At 41.2% G+C, this 17,899-nt stretch carries 17 protein-coding genes; 2 read left to right on the top strand and 15 right to left on the bottom strand.

The genetic code is table 11. The features are described 5' to 3' along the window. Positions 1–2: 2 nt before the first annotated feature. The 9 genes from NSU11_RS06775 to NSU11_RS06735 form a co-directional block, all read right to left on the bottom strand. Positions 3–788 (bottom strand): SDR family oxidoreductase, encoded by a 786-nt coding sequence (locus tag NSU11_RS06775; RefSeq protein WP_041106064.1) that lies wholly within the window; start codon positions 786–788, stop codon positions 3–5. 73 nt (positions 789–861) lie between these two features. Then, the gene (locus tag NSU11_RS06770; RefSeq protein WP_171464187.1) at positions 862–2,823 is read right to left on the bottom strand and encodes a methyl-accepting chemotaxis protein; all 1,962 of its coding nucleotides are present in this window, start codon (positions 2,821–2,823) and stop codon (positions 862–864) included. Between the two features lie 113 nt (positions 2,824–2,936). Continuing rightward, positions 2,937–3,965 (bottom strand): spore photoproduct lyase, encoded by a 1,029-nt coding sequence (gene splB / locus NSU11_RS06765; RefSeq protein ID WP_024424698.1) that lies wholly within the window; start codon positions 3,963–3,965, stop codon positions 2,937–2,939. An 82-nt stretch (positions 3,966–4,047) separates the two neighbouring features. After that, a complete protein-coding gene (locus tag NSU11_RS06760; protein ID WP_044331928.1) occupies positions 4,048–4,290 on the bottom strand; it encodes a transcriptional regulator SplA domain-containing protein in 243 nt (80 codons plus the stop codon). Between the two features lie 100 nt (positions 4,291–4,390). Further along, positions 4,391–6,109: a phosphoenolpyruvate--protein phosphotransferase gene (gene ptsP / locus NSU11_RS06755; RefSeq protein WP_024426847.1), complete on the bottom strand. Its 1,719-nt coding sequence runs from the start codon at positions 6,107–6,109 to the stop codon at positions 4,391–4,393. Continuing rightward, positions 6,109–6,375 carry a phosphocarrier protein HPr gene (locus tag NSU11_RS06750; protein WP_003211078.1) on the bottom strand — a complete coding sequence of 89 codons (267 nt, stop codon included), beginning with the start codon at positions 6,373–6,375 and terminating at the stop codon, positions 6,109–6,111. The genes ptsP and NSU11_RS06750 overlap by 1 nt, the downstream gene beginning before the upstream one ends. A 93-nt stretch (positions 6,376–6,468) precedes the next feature. Then, entirely contained in the window at positions 6,469–8,568 is a 2,100-nt protein-coding gene (ptsG, locus tag NSU11_RS06745) for a glucose-specific PTS transporter subunit IIBC (protein WP_149125700.1), read from the bottom strand. A 202-nt stretch (positions 8,569–8,770) separates the two neighbouring features. After that, on the bottom strand, positions 8,771–9,625 hold the full coding sequence (locus NSU11_RS06740; protein ID WP_073204974.1) for a transcription antiterminator: 855 nt from the start codon (positions 9,623–9,625) through the stop codon (positions 8,771–8,773). Positions 9,626–9,680: 55 nt separating this feature from the next. Continuing rightward, entirely contained in the window at positions 9,681–10,670 is a 990-nt protein-coding gene (locus NSU11_RS06735) for a LacI family DNA-binding transcriptional regulator (protein ID WP_073204972.1), read from the bottom strand. A gap of 93 nt (positions 10,671–10,763) precedes the next feature. On the opposite strand from NSU11_RS06735, the gene NSU11_RS06730 reads away from it, so the two are divergent. Further along, positions 10,764–10,907: a hypothetical protein gene (locus tag NSU11_RS06730; protein WP_162842493.1), complete on the top strand. Its 144-nt coding sequence runs from the start codon at positions 10,764–10,766 to the stop codon at positions 10,905–10,907. Between the two features lie 54 nt (positions 10,908–10,961). Here the strand turns inward: NSU11_RS06730 and NSU11_RS06725 are convergent, their stop codons facing one another. From NSU11_RS06725 to NSU11_RS06700, 6 genes are all read right to left on the bottom strand, one after another. After that, a complete protein-coding gene (locus NSU11_RS06725; protein WP_073204970.1) occupies positions 10,962–12,056 on the bottom strand; it encodes a Xaa-Pro peptidase family protein in 1,095 nt (364 codons plus the stop codon). Positions 12,057–12,160: 104 nt separating this feature from the next. After that, positions 12,161–14,080: a heavy metal translocating P-type ATPase gene (locus tag NSU11_RS06720; protein WP_056766305.1), complete on the bottom strand. Its 1,920-nt coding sequence runs from the start codon at positions 14,078–14,080 to the stop codon at positions 12,161–12,163. A gap of 289 nt (positions 14,081–14,369) precedes the next feature. Continuing rightward, the gene (stoA, locus tag NSU11_RS06715; RefSeq protein ID WP_044331916.1) at positions 14,370–14,858 is read right to left on the bottom strand and encodes an endospore biogenesis thiol-disulfide oxidoreductase StoA; all 489 of its coding nucleotides are present in this window, start codon (positions 14,856–14,858) and stop codon (positions 14,370–14,372) included. 54 nt (positions 14,859–14,912) lie between these two features. Next, positions 14,913–16,229 carry a polysaccharide biosynthesis protein gene (locus NSU11_RS06710; protein ID WP_342493859.1) on the bottom strand — a complete coding sequence of 439 codons (1,317 nt, stop codon included), beginning with the start codon at positions 16,227–16,229 and terminating at the stop codon, positions 14,913–14,915. A 114-nt stretch (positions 16,230–16,343) separates the two neighbouring features. Beyond that, positions 16,344–16,994 carry a cell wall hydrolase gene (locus tag NSU11_RS06705; protein WP_044331914.1) on the bottom strand — a complete coding sequence of 217 codons (651 nt, stop codon included), beginning with the start codon at positions 16,992–16,994 and terminating at the stop codon, positions 16,344–16,346. A 307-nt stretch (positions 16,995–17,301) separates the two neighbouring features. Continuing rightward, on the bottom strand, positions 17,302–17,496 hold the full coding sequence (locus tag NSU11_RS06700; protein WP_024424688.1) for a hypothetical protein: 195 nt from the start codon (positions 17,494–17,496) through the stop codon (positions 17,302–17,304). Positions 17,497–17,663: 167 nt separating this feature from the next. On the opposite strand from NSU11_RS06700, the gene NSU11_RS06695 reads away from it, so the two are divergent. Continuing rightward, positions 17,664–17,852, top strand: coding sequence for a DUF2187 family protein (locus NSU11_RS06695; RefSeq protein ID WP_003211747.1), 189 nt, complete (start codon positions 17,664–17,666; stop codon positions 17,850–17,852). The last annotated feature ends 47 nt before the right edge of the window (positions 17,853–17,899 follow it).

Here is a 17,899-nt window from a genome sequence, read left to right as displayed (position 1 = left end):
CCTTAAAGAGACTTTGTCAATCCACCATCAATGATCAGTGTTTGACCTGTCATATATGTATTGGCTTCTGATAAAAGAAACACTGCATATGCTGCAAATTCCTCTGGCTGGCCGTAACGGCCAAGCGGGATCGCTCGTTCAGCCTGTGCTTTGATTTCTTCAACCGTTCGATTCTCTCTTTGTGCGCGGTGCTTCTCCAGCTGTTTCACACGGTCTGTTTCAATTTTTCCCGGTGCTAACGTATTGATCAAAATACCATCCTTTGCAAACTCCAGAGCGGCTGTTTTTGTCCAGCCGGCTATGGCCGGTCTAAATGTATTCGACAGCATCAAGCCCGGGATCGGTTCTTTCACTGACATTGACGCAATATTTAACACACGTGCGCCGCGTTTTTTCAAATAAGGCAATGCCTCTTTTAATAATCGAATATAGCTGAGTAAATGAAGCTGAAATGATTCGATCCAATCTTCATCTGTTAAGGTGTCGAGCGTTCCTGTTTTAGGCCCGCCTGTATTGTTCACAAGAATGTCTAGACACTTCTCATCACCAGCCGCCGCTTGAACAAGCGCCTTGATTTGCCCGGCGTCAGATACATCACATACTTGATAAGTCAGCTGTCCTTTGACAAGCGGAGACAGCTCCTTGACTGTTTCTTTCAGCTTCTGTTCATGTCTTCCCGAGAGCATCACATCTGCTCCCTCTTTTGCTAGAGCAAAGGCAATCGATTTTCCGATACCTTGACTGCTTGCAGCTACCAATGCTTTTTTTCCAGTTAGATTGACATCCATGTCAACACCTCCTCTAGTTTATTTTATCATACAAAAAGAACCTTGCTCACATCGCAAGGTTCCTTTCCGCTCATTACACCTTAAATCGATCAACCGCCTGACGCAGTGCCTGGCTTGATTCGTTCAACATTTCAGTTGAGGTTTTCGTTCTTTCTAACACTTGAACTTGTTCATCTGTAGACGCATGCACTTCCTCAGCTGAGGCAGCAGATTCTTCTGAAATGGCAGCAATACTTTGAATGGAGTCACTCATCTTCTGCTGTTCTTCTGTCATTTCATTAATCTGTGTATGAATGCTGTCGATTGAACCGACAAGTGCCTGCATTTCCATTGTGATACTGCTGAGTGCCTCACCGGTTGCATTGATGGCGGCACCTTGTTCCTCATTCATTTTACTTGCTGTTGTCATCGCTTCAGCCGCCTTCTTCGATTCATCTTGAATGAGTTTGACGGTTTCACTAATGTGTTTTGTTGACTGCGCAGATTGTTCAGCAAGCTTTCTCACTTCTTCTGCAACTACAGCAAATCCTCGTCCACTTTCTCCTGCTCTCGCTGCTTCAATGCTTGCATTCAGTGCAAGTAAATTCGTTTGATCCGAGATTTCAGAGATGGCGGTCACGACATTTTCAATATTTTTCGTTTTATGCTCAAGGTCTAGCAGCATTTGCTCAACCTTTTTCGATTCTTCACTCGCTTGTGTTGATTTTTGGACGAGCAAACCAAGTGCGTCAAGCCCTTTATAGCTTGCATCTTCAGATGATTTTGAGTTGGTTTGCATTTGTGAAGCGAGCTCACCCATATGGCGCACTTTCTCATACAAATACTCTGATTTTTCATTAATCGTTTCTGCATCTGATGCCTGCTTAGTCGCTCCTGTTGCCACCTCTTGAATGGCCGTTGCAATCTGTTCGCTAGACAGCAAAGTCTCATTTGAAATGTGGGTCACTTCATCCGCTGATTTCACAACTTGATCTGAAGCCCCTTTCACTTTTTCAATTAACTCCCTGACATCCTCGGTCATTTGATTAATGCTTTTCGTGAGGGAACCAATTTCATCTTGGGATTTCACTGCAAGCGTACTTGTTAAATCGCCTTCTGACACCTTACGCACATGCTCTATTAGACGCTTGATTGGCGTTGTAATGCTTCTTGCCAATAAGAAGCTGAGGATTATCGCAAGAATAATGGCAATGACGGATATAATGATACTTGTCTGATTCATTTGTTCTGTGATCCAAAGCAGTTTACTTTTCTCAAAGCTGACACCAACCGTCCAATCGGCTTCTTTGATTTTAGATAGAACCGACAGTTCTTTGCTGTCATCAACACCTGAGTTGTCAAGCGCTTTTTTCACAGAAGGGACCTTTGATATGTTTTTTCCTTGCTCTGTTGGATGCGCCAAAAGGGTGCCTGTGCCATCAACTAAGAAAGCGGTCCCCTTATAAGGAATCTCTTGTTCATTTATATACGTTTGAATAGACGACAGCTTCAAATCAAGTCCAGCGACCCCAATGACTTTTCCATTTTTGACAATCGCCTTCGTGGCTGAGACAATCACTTTTTTCGTTGCTTCATCGACATATGGATCTGTCCAAACGACCTGATCAGGCTTTTCTGCTGCTTGTTTAAACCAGCCTTGTTTCGATGGATCATATCCTTCGCCAAGATCGAACTCCGGAAAGCCGAACATTTTTCCGTCACTTGTTCCAATATAGGCAAACGAAATGAGCTTATCCTGTTCCTGCATGTTTTTTAGTTCATCGTTTTCAAAAGCCAATGTTTGCTTGGTTTGTTTTCGCGCAAATTCTTCAGTCATTGTACTTGTTGCGAGTTTATTAATTGTATTGCCGTAATTATCAAGCTTTTCTGTAATAATGTCTTTCATGCTTTCTGCCGTTGCTGCTGCGGTGGTTTTTGCATCTCGTTCAATCAGTGGTCTTAACACTAAGTTAGAACCCACTTGAACAGCCACGACGGTTAAAATTAAAATAACTGAGATGAAAACAGCTATTCTCACTTGAAGTTTCTTAAACATCTCATCACCCCTACATCTACTTTCACACCTTAATTTATATATCGGCAAAATGATACCGCATTCAATAGTTGTAAGAAAATTTAAATAGAAAAAACAAGCCTTATTGGCTTGTTTTAAGTAAAATATTCAATTTTTGCAGAAGGAAAGTACTGATCTATATATGACTCTAAAGTCTTTCTTAGTTCTTGTTCCTCATCTTTTTGATAGATATATTTTCCTATTCCGTATCTTCCCCACTTGTACCTTCTTTTTTCTTCATCCAACTCTAATTTTGATTTTGGGTAGTTTTTTTGAATCACACGCTTTGCTGGTTTTGTAAAGCGATGCTGAATCATCTCAAAGGTGATATCGTCTCTCACATCTTCAGGAAGAGCTGCATCAAGCTTTTCAAAAAGAACTTTATATCCTTCCTGCCAGCCTTCATGGATGTAGATTGGAGCAACAATAAAGCCTAGAGGATAGCCTGCCTTTGCGACCTTAACAGCCGCTTCAATCCGCTGATCTAGCGGTGATGTGCCGGGCTCAAAATATTTAATGACATAATCGGCATTGATACTAAAACGGAATCTTGTCCGGCCATTATGCTTTGCATCTAACAGATGATCGACATGATGGAACTTCGTGACGAAGCGAAGCTTTCCTAAGTCGGTCTGCCCAAAGTATTCAATCGCTCGTTTGAGTGTATGTGTCAAATGGTCAATTCCTACGATGTCTGAAGTACATGATGCTTCAAATCTCGTGATATCCGGCGCCCGCTCGTTCATGTATTGCTCTGCCTGATCTAATATTTCTTCTACATTGACGTACGTTCGAATGTACGGCTTACTTCCCATTGTTGTTTGCAAATAGCAATAATGACAATGTCCCATACACCCTGTTGCAAATGGGATCGCATACTCTGCAGATGGTTTAGACGAGTCAAACTTCAATGTCTTCCTCACACCAATAACAAGCGTTGACTTCGCATTACGATACTTTTGCAAGTCATTTTTTCCCGGAATATTTCTGACCTGGTTGTGTGAAGTCGTTTCTCTTATTTCGATTCCCATACCCTCAAACTTTTCCTTCAGCTCTCGTCCTAACGGGTACTCTAACGCCCGGGGTTCAATGTAAACAAGCTGGGGAACGAAAGGTTTGATCATATTAAGCACATCCTTACCTTTAAAGTTTTCATACCGTTACTTTAACCGCACAGGATGGCTTTTATCCTTTCTAAAATCTCCCTTATTCAAACAAGTCTTGATAAAGAGCTTCTGCTTCCTCATATGTTGGAAACACAGCATCATCAGGTGCTAATGGATGATACGTTTCAAGTAAAAAGAGGGCAAGCTCTTCTTCGTTGTATGGATGTGAAACAATTTCTGCTTCTTTAATTTGTGCTACGTTTGCAGCATGTGGATTTCGATAAATCACATATACTTGATCACCCGGTTTGTAGTCTGAGAAAGGCAATCTGGTCACCTCCATTTTTTAATTATAGGGTGCCCTTCTCACTGCCCAATATGACTCAATATGATAAAATTCGACAAAAAAACCAGACAGTTTCACCTGTCTGGTTTTCATTCACTTAGTTCTGTTGAAACGTCTTCTTGACGAAATCAACCACTTCTTCTGTTGTGCTAAGTGATAAAATATGCTCTTTAAATGATGCAGCTTCTTCTTTAGAAAGCTTGCTTAGCTGCGTTCTAGCTGGAAGAATGGATGTTGCACTCATTGAGAATTCATCTAATCCTAATCCAAGTAGAAGCGGGATTGCGATTTCATCTCCTGCCATCTCACCGCACATGCCGACCCATTTACCCTCTTTATGCGCTGCTTCGATCACAAGCGTAATAAGACGTAAAATCGCTGGGTTGTAAGGCTGGTAAAGATAAGACACTCGTTCGTTCATTCGATCAGCAGCCATTGTGTATTGAATCAAATCATTCGTTCCAATACTGAAGAAATCTACTTCTTTTGCAAATTGGTCTGCGATGACAGCTGTTGATGGAATTTCTACCATCATTCCGATTTCAATGGAATCAGAAACGTCTGTACCAGCGGCAACCAATGCTTCTTTTTCTTCAAGTAAAATGGCTTTTGCTTCTCTAAATTCTGATAACGTCGCGATCATAGGGAACATGATTTTCAAGTTTCCATATGTACTTGCACGAAGTAAGGCGCGTAGTTGTGTTCTGAAAATCTCCTGCTCTTCCAGGCAAAGGCGAATGGCTCTATAGCCAAGGAATGGGTTCATTTCTTTTGGAAGTTGCAAGTAAGGAAGTTCTTTATCGCCACCAATATCTAGTGTGCGGACAACCACTGCTTTCCCTTCCATCTTCTCTAAAACTGTTTTATACGCATCGAACTGCTCTTCTTCTGTAGGAAGCTGGTCTCTGCCCATGTATAAAAATTCAGTACGGTACAATCCGACTGCTTCGCCGCCATTTTCAAGTACACCTTTTACATCTTCAGGTGTTCCGATATTTGCAGCTAGCTCTACGTGAACGCCGTCTTTTGTAACCGTTGGCTGGTCAACAAGTTTCGCCCATTCCGCTTTTTGAGCTAAGTAGTCTTCATGCTTTTTTTGATACGCTTTCACTTCATCTTCAGAAGGCTGAATGATGACGTCGCCGCTAATACCATCCACAATGATCAGATCATCGTTTTTCACCGTTTTTGTTGCTTCTTTTGTCCCAACAACTGCTGGAATCTCCATAGATCTTGCCATGATCGCTGAGTGAGAAGTACGACCGCCGATATCTGTTGCAAAGCCTTTGACAAATTGTCTGTTCAGCTGAGCAGTATCAGAAGGTGTTAAATCTTCAGCAATGATGATGACTTCTTCAGAAATCATGCTTGGGTTTGGAATGTCAACGCCTAGCAAATGGCCAGTCACACGTTTCGTTACGTCGCGAATATCCGCTGCACGTTCCTTCATGTATTCATTGTCCATTGCTTCGAACATTGTGACAAACATTGTCGCTGTTTCTTTTAAAGCAAACTCAGCATTTACTTTATCAGATTTGATTTTATCCTTTACTGGGTTTAGCAGTTCAGGATCACTTAACACAAGAAGGTGGGCAGAAAAGATATCTGCTTTGTCTTGGCCAAGCTCTTTTAGCGCATGCTCTTTAATTGCTTCAAGTTCTTGTTTAGAAACATGAATTGCTTCTTCAAAACGCTTCACTTCTGTCTCTGGATCATTGATGTCTTTTTGGTGAACTGTTAAATCTGGTTCTTCCAGACGATACGCTTTTGCAATCGCAACGCCTGCTGAAGCACCGATTCCTTTCAGTTGTTGCATTACTCGCCTAGGCCTTCACTTTTCATTGTGTCTTTAAGCGCAGCAAGTGCATCATTTTCATCAGAACCAGAAGCAGAGATTGTGATTGTAGCACCTTTCGCAATTCCTAGAGACATTACACCCATAATAGATTTCAGGTTCACTGTTTTACCATTATATTCTAAGTTGATATCAGCATCATATTTACTAGCAGTTTGTACAAGAACTGTTGCAGGACGTGCGTGAATTCCAGAATCTGCAGTTACTTTGAATGTTTGTTGAGCCATTTTTATCAATCTCCTTTTTATACAATTAATACATCCACAATATTATATCATACTGCCGAGCTTGTCATCTAACAAGAACGGCAGTTATGAAAATTATTTTGAAATTTTCATGATGTTTTCTTGTCCAGCTTTGATTTCACCGGATGCTTGAAGGTCAATAAATTGTCCTTCACTTAAGTTGGTAAATACAATTGGAGTCATCAAAGATGGTACTTCAGACTTAATTTTATCAATATCAACCTCTAAAAGTTTTTGACCGATTTCTACTTGATCTCCCTCTTGTACAAATGCTTCAAACCCTTCTCCTTTGAGGCCGACCGTATCAATTCCGAAGTGGATCAAAATTTCAAGTCCACCATCAGATTGCAGGCCAATGGCGTGTTTCGTCGGGAACACATTTAAGATCTTCCCTCTTACCGGTGAAACAACCGTTCCATCTGTTGGCAAGATGGCGAAACCGTCACCCATCATTTTCCCTGAGAATACTTGATCTGGTACATCTGTAATTGGATGAAGCTCCCCTGTAATTGGTGAAGCGAAAATTTCTTCCCCTTGCTCATTTTGAAGCGGCTCTGCAATAACTTCTTCAACCTGCTGGCTGACTTCTTCTTTTGCAGAAGGGTCTTTCGCTGGACGAGGCGTCCGGCCTGCAATGATGTCCTGCATTTGTGTTTTTAAGTTATCAGAGCGCGGGCCGAAAATGGCCTGGATGTTGTTTCCTACTTCGAGAACACCAGAAGCGCCAAGCTTTTTCAAACGGTCTTTATCCACTTTCTTCTGATCATTCACAGTGACACGTAAACGCGTGATACAAGCATCCAGGTGCTTAATGTTTTCTTGATCACCCATTGCTTCAAGGATTTCATAAGGCAAGTCATTACCTTTTTCAGACTTCGCCTCACTTGCTCCGTCTGCTGCTTCATCCTCGCGGCCAGGTGTTTTCAGATTAAATTTGCGAATAGCGAATCTAAATCCGAAGTAGTAAATGACAGCAAGTACGAGACCTACTGGAATGACGAGCCACCAAGCGGTTCTATTTGGCAGGATACCAAATAGGAAGAAGTCGATTAACCCTCCTGAGAAGGTCATCCCGATTTTCACGTTTAGAATATCCATTATCATAAAGGATAATCCAGCGAATACACAGTGAATCGCAAATAATACTGGTGCAACAAACAAGAATGAGAATTCAAGCGGTTCAGTGATCCCTGTAAGGAAAGAAGTAAGGGCCGCTGATCCCATAATTCCTGCTACTAGCTTTTTATTCTTTGGTTTTGCTTCATGGTAAATCGCAAGTGCTGCTGCTGGAAGACCGAACATCATGAACGGATATTTCCCTGTCATGAATGTACCAGCTGTCAGCTGTACACCATCTTTGATTTGCGCCATGAAAATACGCTGGTCACCACGGACAAGCTCTCCTGATAAGCTCTTGTAGCTAAAGAACTCATACCAGAATGGTGAGTAGAAAATGTGGTGCAGACCAAACGGAATTAATGATCGTTCAATGACTCCGAATACAAAGGCAGCCAGCGGCTCATTCGCTGCGAGCAGTCCTGTTGAAAATGAGTTCAGTGCACCTTGGATTGGCGGCCAAATGACTAGCATCAATAGCCCTAAAATAAGTGCTGAAATAGAAGTAACGATTGGAACAAAACGCTTACCAGCAAAGAAGCCAAGATATTGCGGGAGCTCAATTTTGTAAAATTTATTATACATATAAGCTGCTAATACCCCGACGATAATCCCGCCAAAAACGCCGGTAGACAAGGTCGGTATGCCGAGCATATTAATATATGCTGGATGGCTTTCCTTGAAGAACTTAGCCAGTTTGAGTGAATCAGATGGAATGGATCCGTTAGCCATTAATACGGCACTCATCGTGACGTTCATGACAAGGTAACCGATGATAGCGGCAATCCCTGCCACTCCGTCTCCATTGGCAAGACCGATGGCAACCCCTACAGCAAATAATAGCGGAAGATTCGAGAAGACGATGTTCCCCGCATTCTCCATGACACTTGCAACAAGCTGAATTGTATCATTGCTTAAAAATTGAGCTACATCAATCAGCTGCGGATTTTGCATCGCATTCCCAAGTGCCAGTAAAATACCAGCAGCAGGAAGGATCGCAACTGGAAGCATGAGTGCTCGTCCAATTTTTTGCAACACACCAAAAAGTGATTTAAACACTGGTTGAACCTCCTTTTGTTTTCGCTTACAACATACATTTGGGATGCTCCCTGACGTACATTTCATAATTAACCGTTTACATTTCACTTTCAAACGCAAAAAAAGGCATGGTGATATAAGGTTGCGCAAATAACAGGATCTTATCCTGTATTTACCTTAAGTCACTCATGCCTGATCGAATCAGTTACACGTTTCAAGGAAACTATGAAATTTTATTTGTCAATCTGTACAGATGAAGTGTCAGGTAGACAGCCTCAGCATCCTGTACAGGCTTTTTCAATGCATGCTGCAAAATTTTGATCATTTTCCAAGCAGTATTGTAGCATAAAGGATATTCATTTTTCAATAGATGAAGCAATTTTTCTGGCTCCTCTAATGATTCTCCCCGTTTAATACGCTCAATTGAAAACGTAATATGGCGTAATAAGCGTAAATAATGAATACTTTCTCTGTCTACTTTCATATGAAATGAATCTTCAATGACTTGGACCATTTGTGTAATGAGCTGCGAATGACGGTTCACTTCAGATAATGGCCGATTCGTCAAAGCTGAATGGATATGGAGCGCTATAAAGCCAATTTCTCCTTCTGGCAGCTTCGTTTCGACATCTGGCCGCTCGTTAATCAGTTCAACAACTTCCTTTGCAACCTCGTATTCTTTCGGGTAAAGCGATTGCGTCTCAAGCATAAAAGGGTTCGTGATATCATAGCCTTGCTGCACCCGCTTAAAACTAAACGCAATATGGTCGGTCAGTGCAACATGTATATGCTCATTCAATCGTTGTCCCATTTTTTCTCGTATATGATAAATGACGTCATTGGCAAGCCCGATCATGTTCTCATCAATATGATGAAGCAGTTGTTTATATTCTGTTTGTTCCTTCGTGTTTTTTAACACAAACATTTTTTCAAACACGTCTTGATCGAGAAGATCCCCCGATTTTTTACCGAAGCCGATCCCTTTCCCAATCAGAACCACTTCGCCCAAAGAAGGGTGTCTTGCGATGATGACATTATTATTTAACGCTTTATCAACGGTGAAGGATTCCATGAACATCCCCACCTCCTTCTTATTCAATCCCTCTTATCGTACAAAACAGATGAAACGTGCGTCAACGATTGTTTTTCAAAACGGTTGTTGTTCGCTCAATCAGGCGAAATGGCAGCATTCTTTTTTCTGATTTCTCTCCCTTTAATGCCCGGTCAAACAAGTCAAACGCTTCCTGTCCCATTTGTTTGAGGGGAATATGAATGCTGGAAATCCCCAAAACCTCACTTAATTGGTTATTTTGAAAGCTGAGTATGGCTGGTGATTCTCCTACTTTTATGTCATGACGCTGCGCCTCTAATAAAAAGCCGGCAGAGACTTCGTCATTTGTAATGAATAAAGCTGTAGGACGATTTTCCATTCTCTGCCATTCTACAAATAATTGCTTCCCATCAAGCAGAGATAACTTCCCTTCGATGATCCAATCCTCATCAATGGTCTGCCCGAGCGATTGCATCATATCTTGATAAGCCTGAAGTCGCGACTCGCTATTCGCTCCTTCTGTTCTGGCGAGAACAATCGCAATTCGTTGATGGCCGCATGCCGCCAAATGATGCAGGCCTTCCTTAAATGCTTGATCATGCGCAATCGACACGGTTGAGCATTGATCGTGCGGTGCAGGATGACAAAATATAATCGGCCCTGATTCCTGCCACTTTAAAATGTGACCATCACTTAACGCATTTGAACAAAATATTAAACCATCCACACGGCGCTCTTTTAAACTCATTAACGCTTCTTTTTCTTTTAATGGGTCATATCCTGTTTGAAATAAAGCAAAATGCATGCCGCGCGCCTGTGCTTTTTCTGCAATACCTGTGACGAGTGCACTGAAATAAGAGTGTTCAATGTTTGGAAGGACGATGCCAAGCATATTCGAATAGCCCTTCGCTAAATGAACCGCCTGGATGTTTCTCGTATACTTGAGCTCTTTCATCGCTTGTAGAACACGTTCCCTTTTTTCTTCTTTAACATAAGGATGCTCATTCAACACACGTGATACGGTTGTCACAGATACGCCCGCTCTTTTCGCAATCTCCCTTATGTTTGCCATTTTTTCTCCTACTTTCTCTTGATATGGTAAGCGTTTCATACTTTAAGATGTATGTGAGCTGAACAAATCACTGGATGGAAAGGGGAATTCAAGATGGGTTTCATCATATGGATTATATTATGTATGACTGTTTTGTTTTCTGCTCGTTTTGCATTACATCCTTTAGGAAAAGAACATAAAATCAAACCGTTTCAATCAATTGATGATTTTTTTGTTGATAAGGATCGAGAAGAGTGATAAAAAATCACGATGACACTTCCAATACCTGGACGTTCATCGTGATTTTTTTCATTACTTGATGATCGTCAGCTCTTTCGGATAATTGGTTAAGGTGACTGGACCATCTGCCGTAATGAGAACATCATCTTCAATTCTTACGCCGCCGACTTCTGGGACATAAATTCCTGGTTCAATCGTATACACCATACCTTCTTGCAGAAGATCGTCATTTGCCTGACTCATAGAAGGAAACTCATGAACAGAAACCCCTAACCCATGTCCGAGGCGATGAGGGAAATATTCACCATATCCCGCTTCTGTGATCAGCCCGCGGGCTTTTAAATCAAGATCACCGATTCTCACGCCGGGCTTACTCATTTCAAGAGCTGCCATTTCTGCATTTAAGACGGTTTGATAGATGTCCTTTTGCTTTTCAGAAGCTTCCTGATAGATAAATGTTCTTGTGATATCTGAGCAATATCCATCGACAATGACGCCAAGGTCAAATAACACAAAATCACCTTTTTTTAAGGCTGCCTGTCCCGGATTTCCATGAGGCTCGCCTGATTTTTCACCAAAGAGAACCATAGTTGAAAAGGACATACCTTGAATGCCTTTTTTCTTTAGTTCATATTCTATGACAGCGAGCACTTCTGTTTCTGTGACTCCTTCTTTTAAGGCGTTAACCCCAATTTTTACACCTTCATCTGCCAATTGAGCCGCTTTTTTGAGTGTAGCAATTTCAGATTCATCTTTAATCAGTCTGAGCTGATTGAGCGCATCTTCAGCCCGGACGAACGTTTCTGCCCCGGTAACAGCTTGGAGCTGTTCAGCTCTTTGAAGCGGAATCGATTCTTTTTCAATCGCAAGACGCGCCGTTTGAATACCGCGTTTTTCTATCGCTGATTGAATGAAATCAAATGGATTCTCATGATCTTCATATCCAATAATATCGCCGGACCATCCTGCATTTTTTGCCTGCTCGACTTCCATTTTAGGCAAAATAAAAAATGGTTCTGCCTCTTGGAACACAAACAGCCCCATCACTCTTTCATGCGGCTCTGTGAAGTATCCAGATAGATAAAACACATTTTCCTTTGTATGTATAAATGCACCTTGAATGTCTTCTTTCTTAAGCCAAGAAGACAAGCTCTTCATTCGGTTCATCATGATCCTCCTCACACGTTTTACTACTGGTCTATTGTATCAGTTTTTGCTTTATTTCGCACAAAAGCGCACTGGCATGAATCCAGTGCGCTCTGATGATTGATTTAAGATGCACGAAGCAGACGCAGACCATTTAAAATGACCAAAATCGTACTTCCTTCATGCCCGATGACGCCAAAAGGCAAATCAAGCACTTGTAAGAAATTCGCACAAATTAACAGACAGATCACCGTTAATGAGAAAATAATGTTTTGCTTAATGATTCGATTCATTTTTCTTGAAAGACGGATCATCTTTGTTAGGTTATTTAAATTGTTCTTCATTAAGATGAGATCCGCTGTTTCTAAGGCAACATCTGTGCCTCCGCCCATCGCAACCCCAACATCTGCTGTGGCAAGCGCTGGTGCATCATTGATTCCGTCTCCTACCATGATGATTGAATTACCTTGTTTTTTTAATTGATTGACCTCATGTACCTTTTCATCTGGAAGACATTCAGCCACTACGGTTTGGATGCCGGCTTCCTGCGCAATCGCTTCAGCCGTTTTTTGCTGATCTCCTGTCAGCATGACGGTCTGGATGCCTAAATCATTTAGTTCTTGAATCATTTTTTTGGCTTCAGGTCTGATTTGATCCTTAAGGCCAAGACAGCCAACAACTTTTTCATCCTTTTGAACGTAGACCACTGTGTATCCTTGCGCTGAAAGGTCATCACCTGTCTCTTCAATCTCGCGGTCGATTGACGCCTTACCCGCAAAGTCTTTCTTCCCAATCCGCCACGTTTCTCCATTTAATTGTGCTTTCACACCAAATCCAGAGGTTTCTTCAATGGTGACATGGACTGTTCTTTCTGTTTGGTGCTCTTTTGCCATATCAGAAATTGCTTTCGCTAATGGGTGGTTTGATTGACTCTCAATTTGATAGAGTGCCTGGTAAAAAGCAGATTCATCCTGCCCTTCCGTCATGACAACTTGTTCTACGGCTGGCTTCCCGCTTGTAATCGTCCCCGTTTTATCAAAAGCAATCATACTGCTTGTGCCTAGTTTTTCTAAAAAGACGCTTCCTTTGACAAGCATCCCATTTCTTGCGCCATTTGAGATCAGTGACAGTGCGGCTGGCATAATGGATGCAACAAGAGCACAAGGTGAAGCAACGACCATAAACACCATTGCCCGATAGAAGGTTTCACTCATACTCCAGCCGAGTACAAAATGAGGCAGAACCATTAATACCGCAACGGTGATCAGCACACCTTTTACATAGGCCCCCTCAAATTTTTCGATAAATGCCTGGCTTGGCGAAACACTTTCTTGAGCGGATTCAACAAGTTTAATAATTTTATGGAATAACGTTTCTTCATTATGTTTCGTGACTTCCACTGTTAAGGAACCATTTAAATTCACTGTTCCTGCAAATACGTCTTCCCCCTGCCCTTTTTCCTGTGGAATAGATTCGCCTGTGAGGGCAGATTCATCCACACTTGTTCTCCCGCTTAAAATGACACCATCTGCTGCAATACGTTCCCCAGCTTTGACCATAATCCGGTCACCTGGTGTTAATGATGAAGCGGCGATTTGAATGGTCGTACCGTCTTCTTCAATTAAAGTTGCTTCATCTGGTGCAATGCTCATTAATGCTGTTAAATCTTTCTTGCTTTTATTTGACGTATACGTTTCAAGCGCACCACTCAGTGAGAAAATAAAAATTAAGATAGCGCCTTCTGCCCAATAGCCGATTAGAGCTGAGCCTATTGCTGCGAAAATCATTAAAAGTTCCACATTCAAGGTCTTCGACGAAATCGTTTCTTCAATTCCTTCCTTCGCCTTTGCAAAACCTCCAATAACAAATGCTAGGATGAAAAGAGGAATGCTCCACATGCTCTGATCCTTTAGAATCCATCCAATTAAAATGAGAATCCCCGAGATACCTGCTGCAATTAATTCTCCGTGCTGTGCCCATTTATGTAAGGACCATTTCGATTCCTTTTGATTTGTCGTTTGGTAAAGTGCTGTATTCTCATTCATGATTGTTTTCTCCTCTCTAATTGATAATCGTTTTCACATTATCAATCGTTACCCGTTTCTTTTTCCATCTATATTTTCTGCTATTTCAAGCTTTTTATTGGTCTGTAACTCATTATAACAGGTTCTGATCAATTTTCAATTAATAATTATTATAATTTCTTTTTGATAATAATTATCATTATTGATATAGATCGTTCCGTCTTCTTCTGAGCACAGTGTATTCAGATGAAAAGCAAACGAACACAAAAAAGAACCAACAGAATTGGTTCTTTCACATAAAGGATTTGTTCTACGAATTTGTCCACTCTTTGATTTGTTTTTTCGTCAGTGGACCTACATGATTTTTCACCACTTCTCCTTTTTCGTTAATCAAAAAGGTCGTTGGGATGGTGATGATTTGATATTTCTTCATCATTTCTCCGTGTTCATCTAGGATGATCGGGAATGTAAACCTTCTGTCTTTCACAAATTGGGCAACAGCATGTTTACTTTGTTCAGCACCTAGTAAATTCACGGTCAATATGTCAACATCACTCTGATTTTCTTTCACAATCTGTTCAAATTCGGGCAGCTCCATTTTGCAGGACGGGCACCATGTTGTCCAAAAATGCAAAATGGTCTTTTTCCCTTTTTCGGGAACCATCTGCATGTCACCATTTAATGTCGGCGCCTCTATCCTTGGCGCCATCACAGGCTCTTTTGCTTCTGCTGCTGCGCTCATGAGAAATAGAAGCAGGGTCATCATCAGAAGACTGGCGGGTAGATGTTTACGATTCATCAGGATCTTCCTTCCCAGTTTTCTTATAGCTTGCCCTCTCGATGACGATGACATTCAAGCTTTTTTCAATGTAAGAAACATTGAAACGCCGAGCTCCTTACAAATCGTCGCATAATGCAGCGCAGTCAACAGCAGCATGCCTGTGTTCATCCCTAAAATAACCCCCATCATATTCAAGCTTTCAATTGAACCAAGGAAATACACCATAGAAAAAGAGACGACATGCACCCATATATTATGTAGGAACACATCTTTGATGAGCCCCATTCCGATTAAACATGCTTGAAAAGGCATCACAAACAGATGGCATAAAAAGTATGGCCAAAGCAGCTGTAAATAGACAGCAGCTTGCGGTGAATCAAAAAAAAGCTGTGTGAGCGGGTAAGCAAAATAATACATCACCATCACTGCCGGCACCCCATATCCAAACGTTATGAGAATCGCCTGTCTAACACGTTTTTTCACAAGATCATACTGACCTAAAGCATAGGCTTCAGAGACACTCGGAATCATCACAATCATGATGGAATGAGCGATAAACGCCGGGAAAAACCCGATCGACATTGCGACACCAGCCAGCATGCCGTAATGATCAACAGCAAGTGTTCCAGAAATGCCTGCTGCCACGAGCGCTCCTTTGATTAAAAATGGTTCAACCGCATTGGCAATCGCATGAAAGATGCGCATGCCCGTTGTCGGAATGGAAACGGCTAATAGGCGCTTTCGCACATCACTTCCTCTTAATTCAACAGACCTGACATTCACAGCATTTCTTGCCATGACGTATTGGGAGTATAAATAAATAAAGACAACAAGATCACTCGCAACAATGACACCAATGGCGATGAGTACTGCTGTTTCAATATCAAACGAATACCAATGAAAAAACAAAAACAAGCAGATAAGCTGGATCGTTTTCTTCAGCATATTGGCTAAAGCAATTCTGCCCATTTGCTGCTTTCCCATAAAATAGCCGCGGGCAATGGAGGTAAACGCAATAATCGGGATAAGTGACAGCACTAGGCCCTTCATCAGCGGATGATACAACTGAAACACTGGAATGAAAGGCAGTACAATGGCTGCTATAGCTGTTGTTGTACTTGTCACCACAAGTGTCATTTTAAAAGCATGACGGAGCATGCTTTTGTGGAGACGCTCATGTGATTCTGCAATGAATTTAGAAATGGAGACTGGCAGCTCTAAACTGGCGATCACAAGGACAAGCATGATGATTGGAAGGATACTCATATATAAACCCATTCCATGTTCTCCAAGCTCTCTCGCTAAAATCATATTGACTAAAAACTCTATACACTCCGCAATAAAAGCTGCGACAGATAGCAGAATGACCCCTTTTACAAATCGATTCATGTAGCCTCCCCTTGTCTAAAGCAAATTCTTTTCACATTCTATGAGACAAGTCCAAAAAATATTTTAATAATTGAAGACAAAAAAAAGAGCAATCTCATTGATCGCTCTTTTTCTTTATACGGCAAACACGTGACGTCCGATGCGTTCTACAATTTTGCGGGAACGAATCCAATGATCTGTTGCCGTTTTTGGATTATAAAAATAGATAGCCTTTGTTGTTCTGTCATGCTCTTTTACTACCTGCTTCACCGCTTTAATCGAATCTTGATCTGCCTTATCATGAATGCTTCCATTCGATACTGGCTGGAAGGCATTTCGCTGATAAATCACACCTTTAACGCTGTCAGGAAAAGATCGATGCTCCACCCTGTTTAAAACAACGCTTGCCACCGCTTTTTTCCCTTCGTAAGATTCACCTTTCGCTTCAGCATGTACCAATCGAGAAAGCAAATCCATTTCTTCATTAGAATACTGTTTGCCGCTTGCCTTATTCGTCGATTCAGATTTCACTTTTTTCTTTTGCTTCGGTTTTGAAGACTTTTCTTCTGTTGACGTACTTAGCATTTTCACTTTTGGCTGACGCTTCTCTTCAGAAAATGCCGGGATGACTTGATCGTGGTCTTGATCTATATATGAAAGCTGATGTTTAACAGGTGCTTGTGAAAGTTCGTGACTTAATGTGCCTTGCTGCTCTTGTATATTGTCCATCTTCATTGCTGCAACTAGCATAAGGATGACAAAAAGAGCTGTATGAATTTTAATCATTCGCCTTTTTCCTCCTTTAATCAAAAGTAGGCTGTAAGATACTTGTCCACTCTAACAAGAGCTCATTCTATTTTCACGCACAAAGATTTACATGCCTGTCCAAATTCCGTCATTAAATGGCATGTCCTAGTTGAGCGCACATAAAATGGAATTGTTAGCGCTTAAAAAGGTCCCTTTTTCACCTATCATCATCCTTATGCTCCTGATTATGGGTTATTACATTTTCTTTTCATATGTATCAGAGTGGTTTGAAGTGTGACAAAAGAACGAAAATAAAAAAGCTTTCTCTCATCAATGAGAAAAAGCTTTAGCTTCTTGCTTCTGTAAGATATTCAAAAATAACATCTCCACCATGTTTGGCGATCCCGCGAAAATGTTTAAAATCATCTTGATTCACCAAAACAGAACGAAACGTTAAAAAGTCATCTTTTTGGATGGTCACCTGTTTTTCTGTCCCATTCCGTAAAGATTCGAGGATGGTGAGGATTTGTTCTTCAGTCAAAAAAACCGCTCCTTTTCAGCCATGATTAATTATTAAATATACCATTCGTTAGAAGAGCTTACAACGAAAACAAAACAAAAACGTCTTTATCCTTTACATTGGTATGAAAATATTGCAAAATACTTTTTAATAGGGAATGAAATCTGTTTTTAAAGGAGAGGGATCGGTTGAAGATTGCAAAAATTGGAAATGTGATCGAATTTAGAAATGGTTTAACAGGTGTAGTTGAAAAAGTGAATGAAAACTCTGTCATTGTGGATGTCACCATTATGGACAACTATAGAGATTTAGAACTGGATTCACTAACAGTCGTTAATCATAAAAACTATAAAATCATCAAAGACTCCGTACATTAATTTGCAATCCTCAATTCAGACGATCGGTACATACGTATATATAAAGC

The organism is Bacillus sp. FSL R5-0712, assembly GCF_038593285.1.
Classification (GTDB): domain Bacteria; phylum Bacillota; class Bacilli; order Bacillales; family Bacillaceae; genus Bacillus; species Bacillus safensis.
Note: the sequence above shows the minus strand (reverse complement) of the source record. Positions and strands in the feature narration are given on the sequence as shown.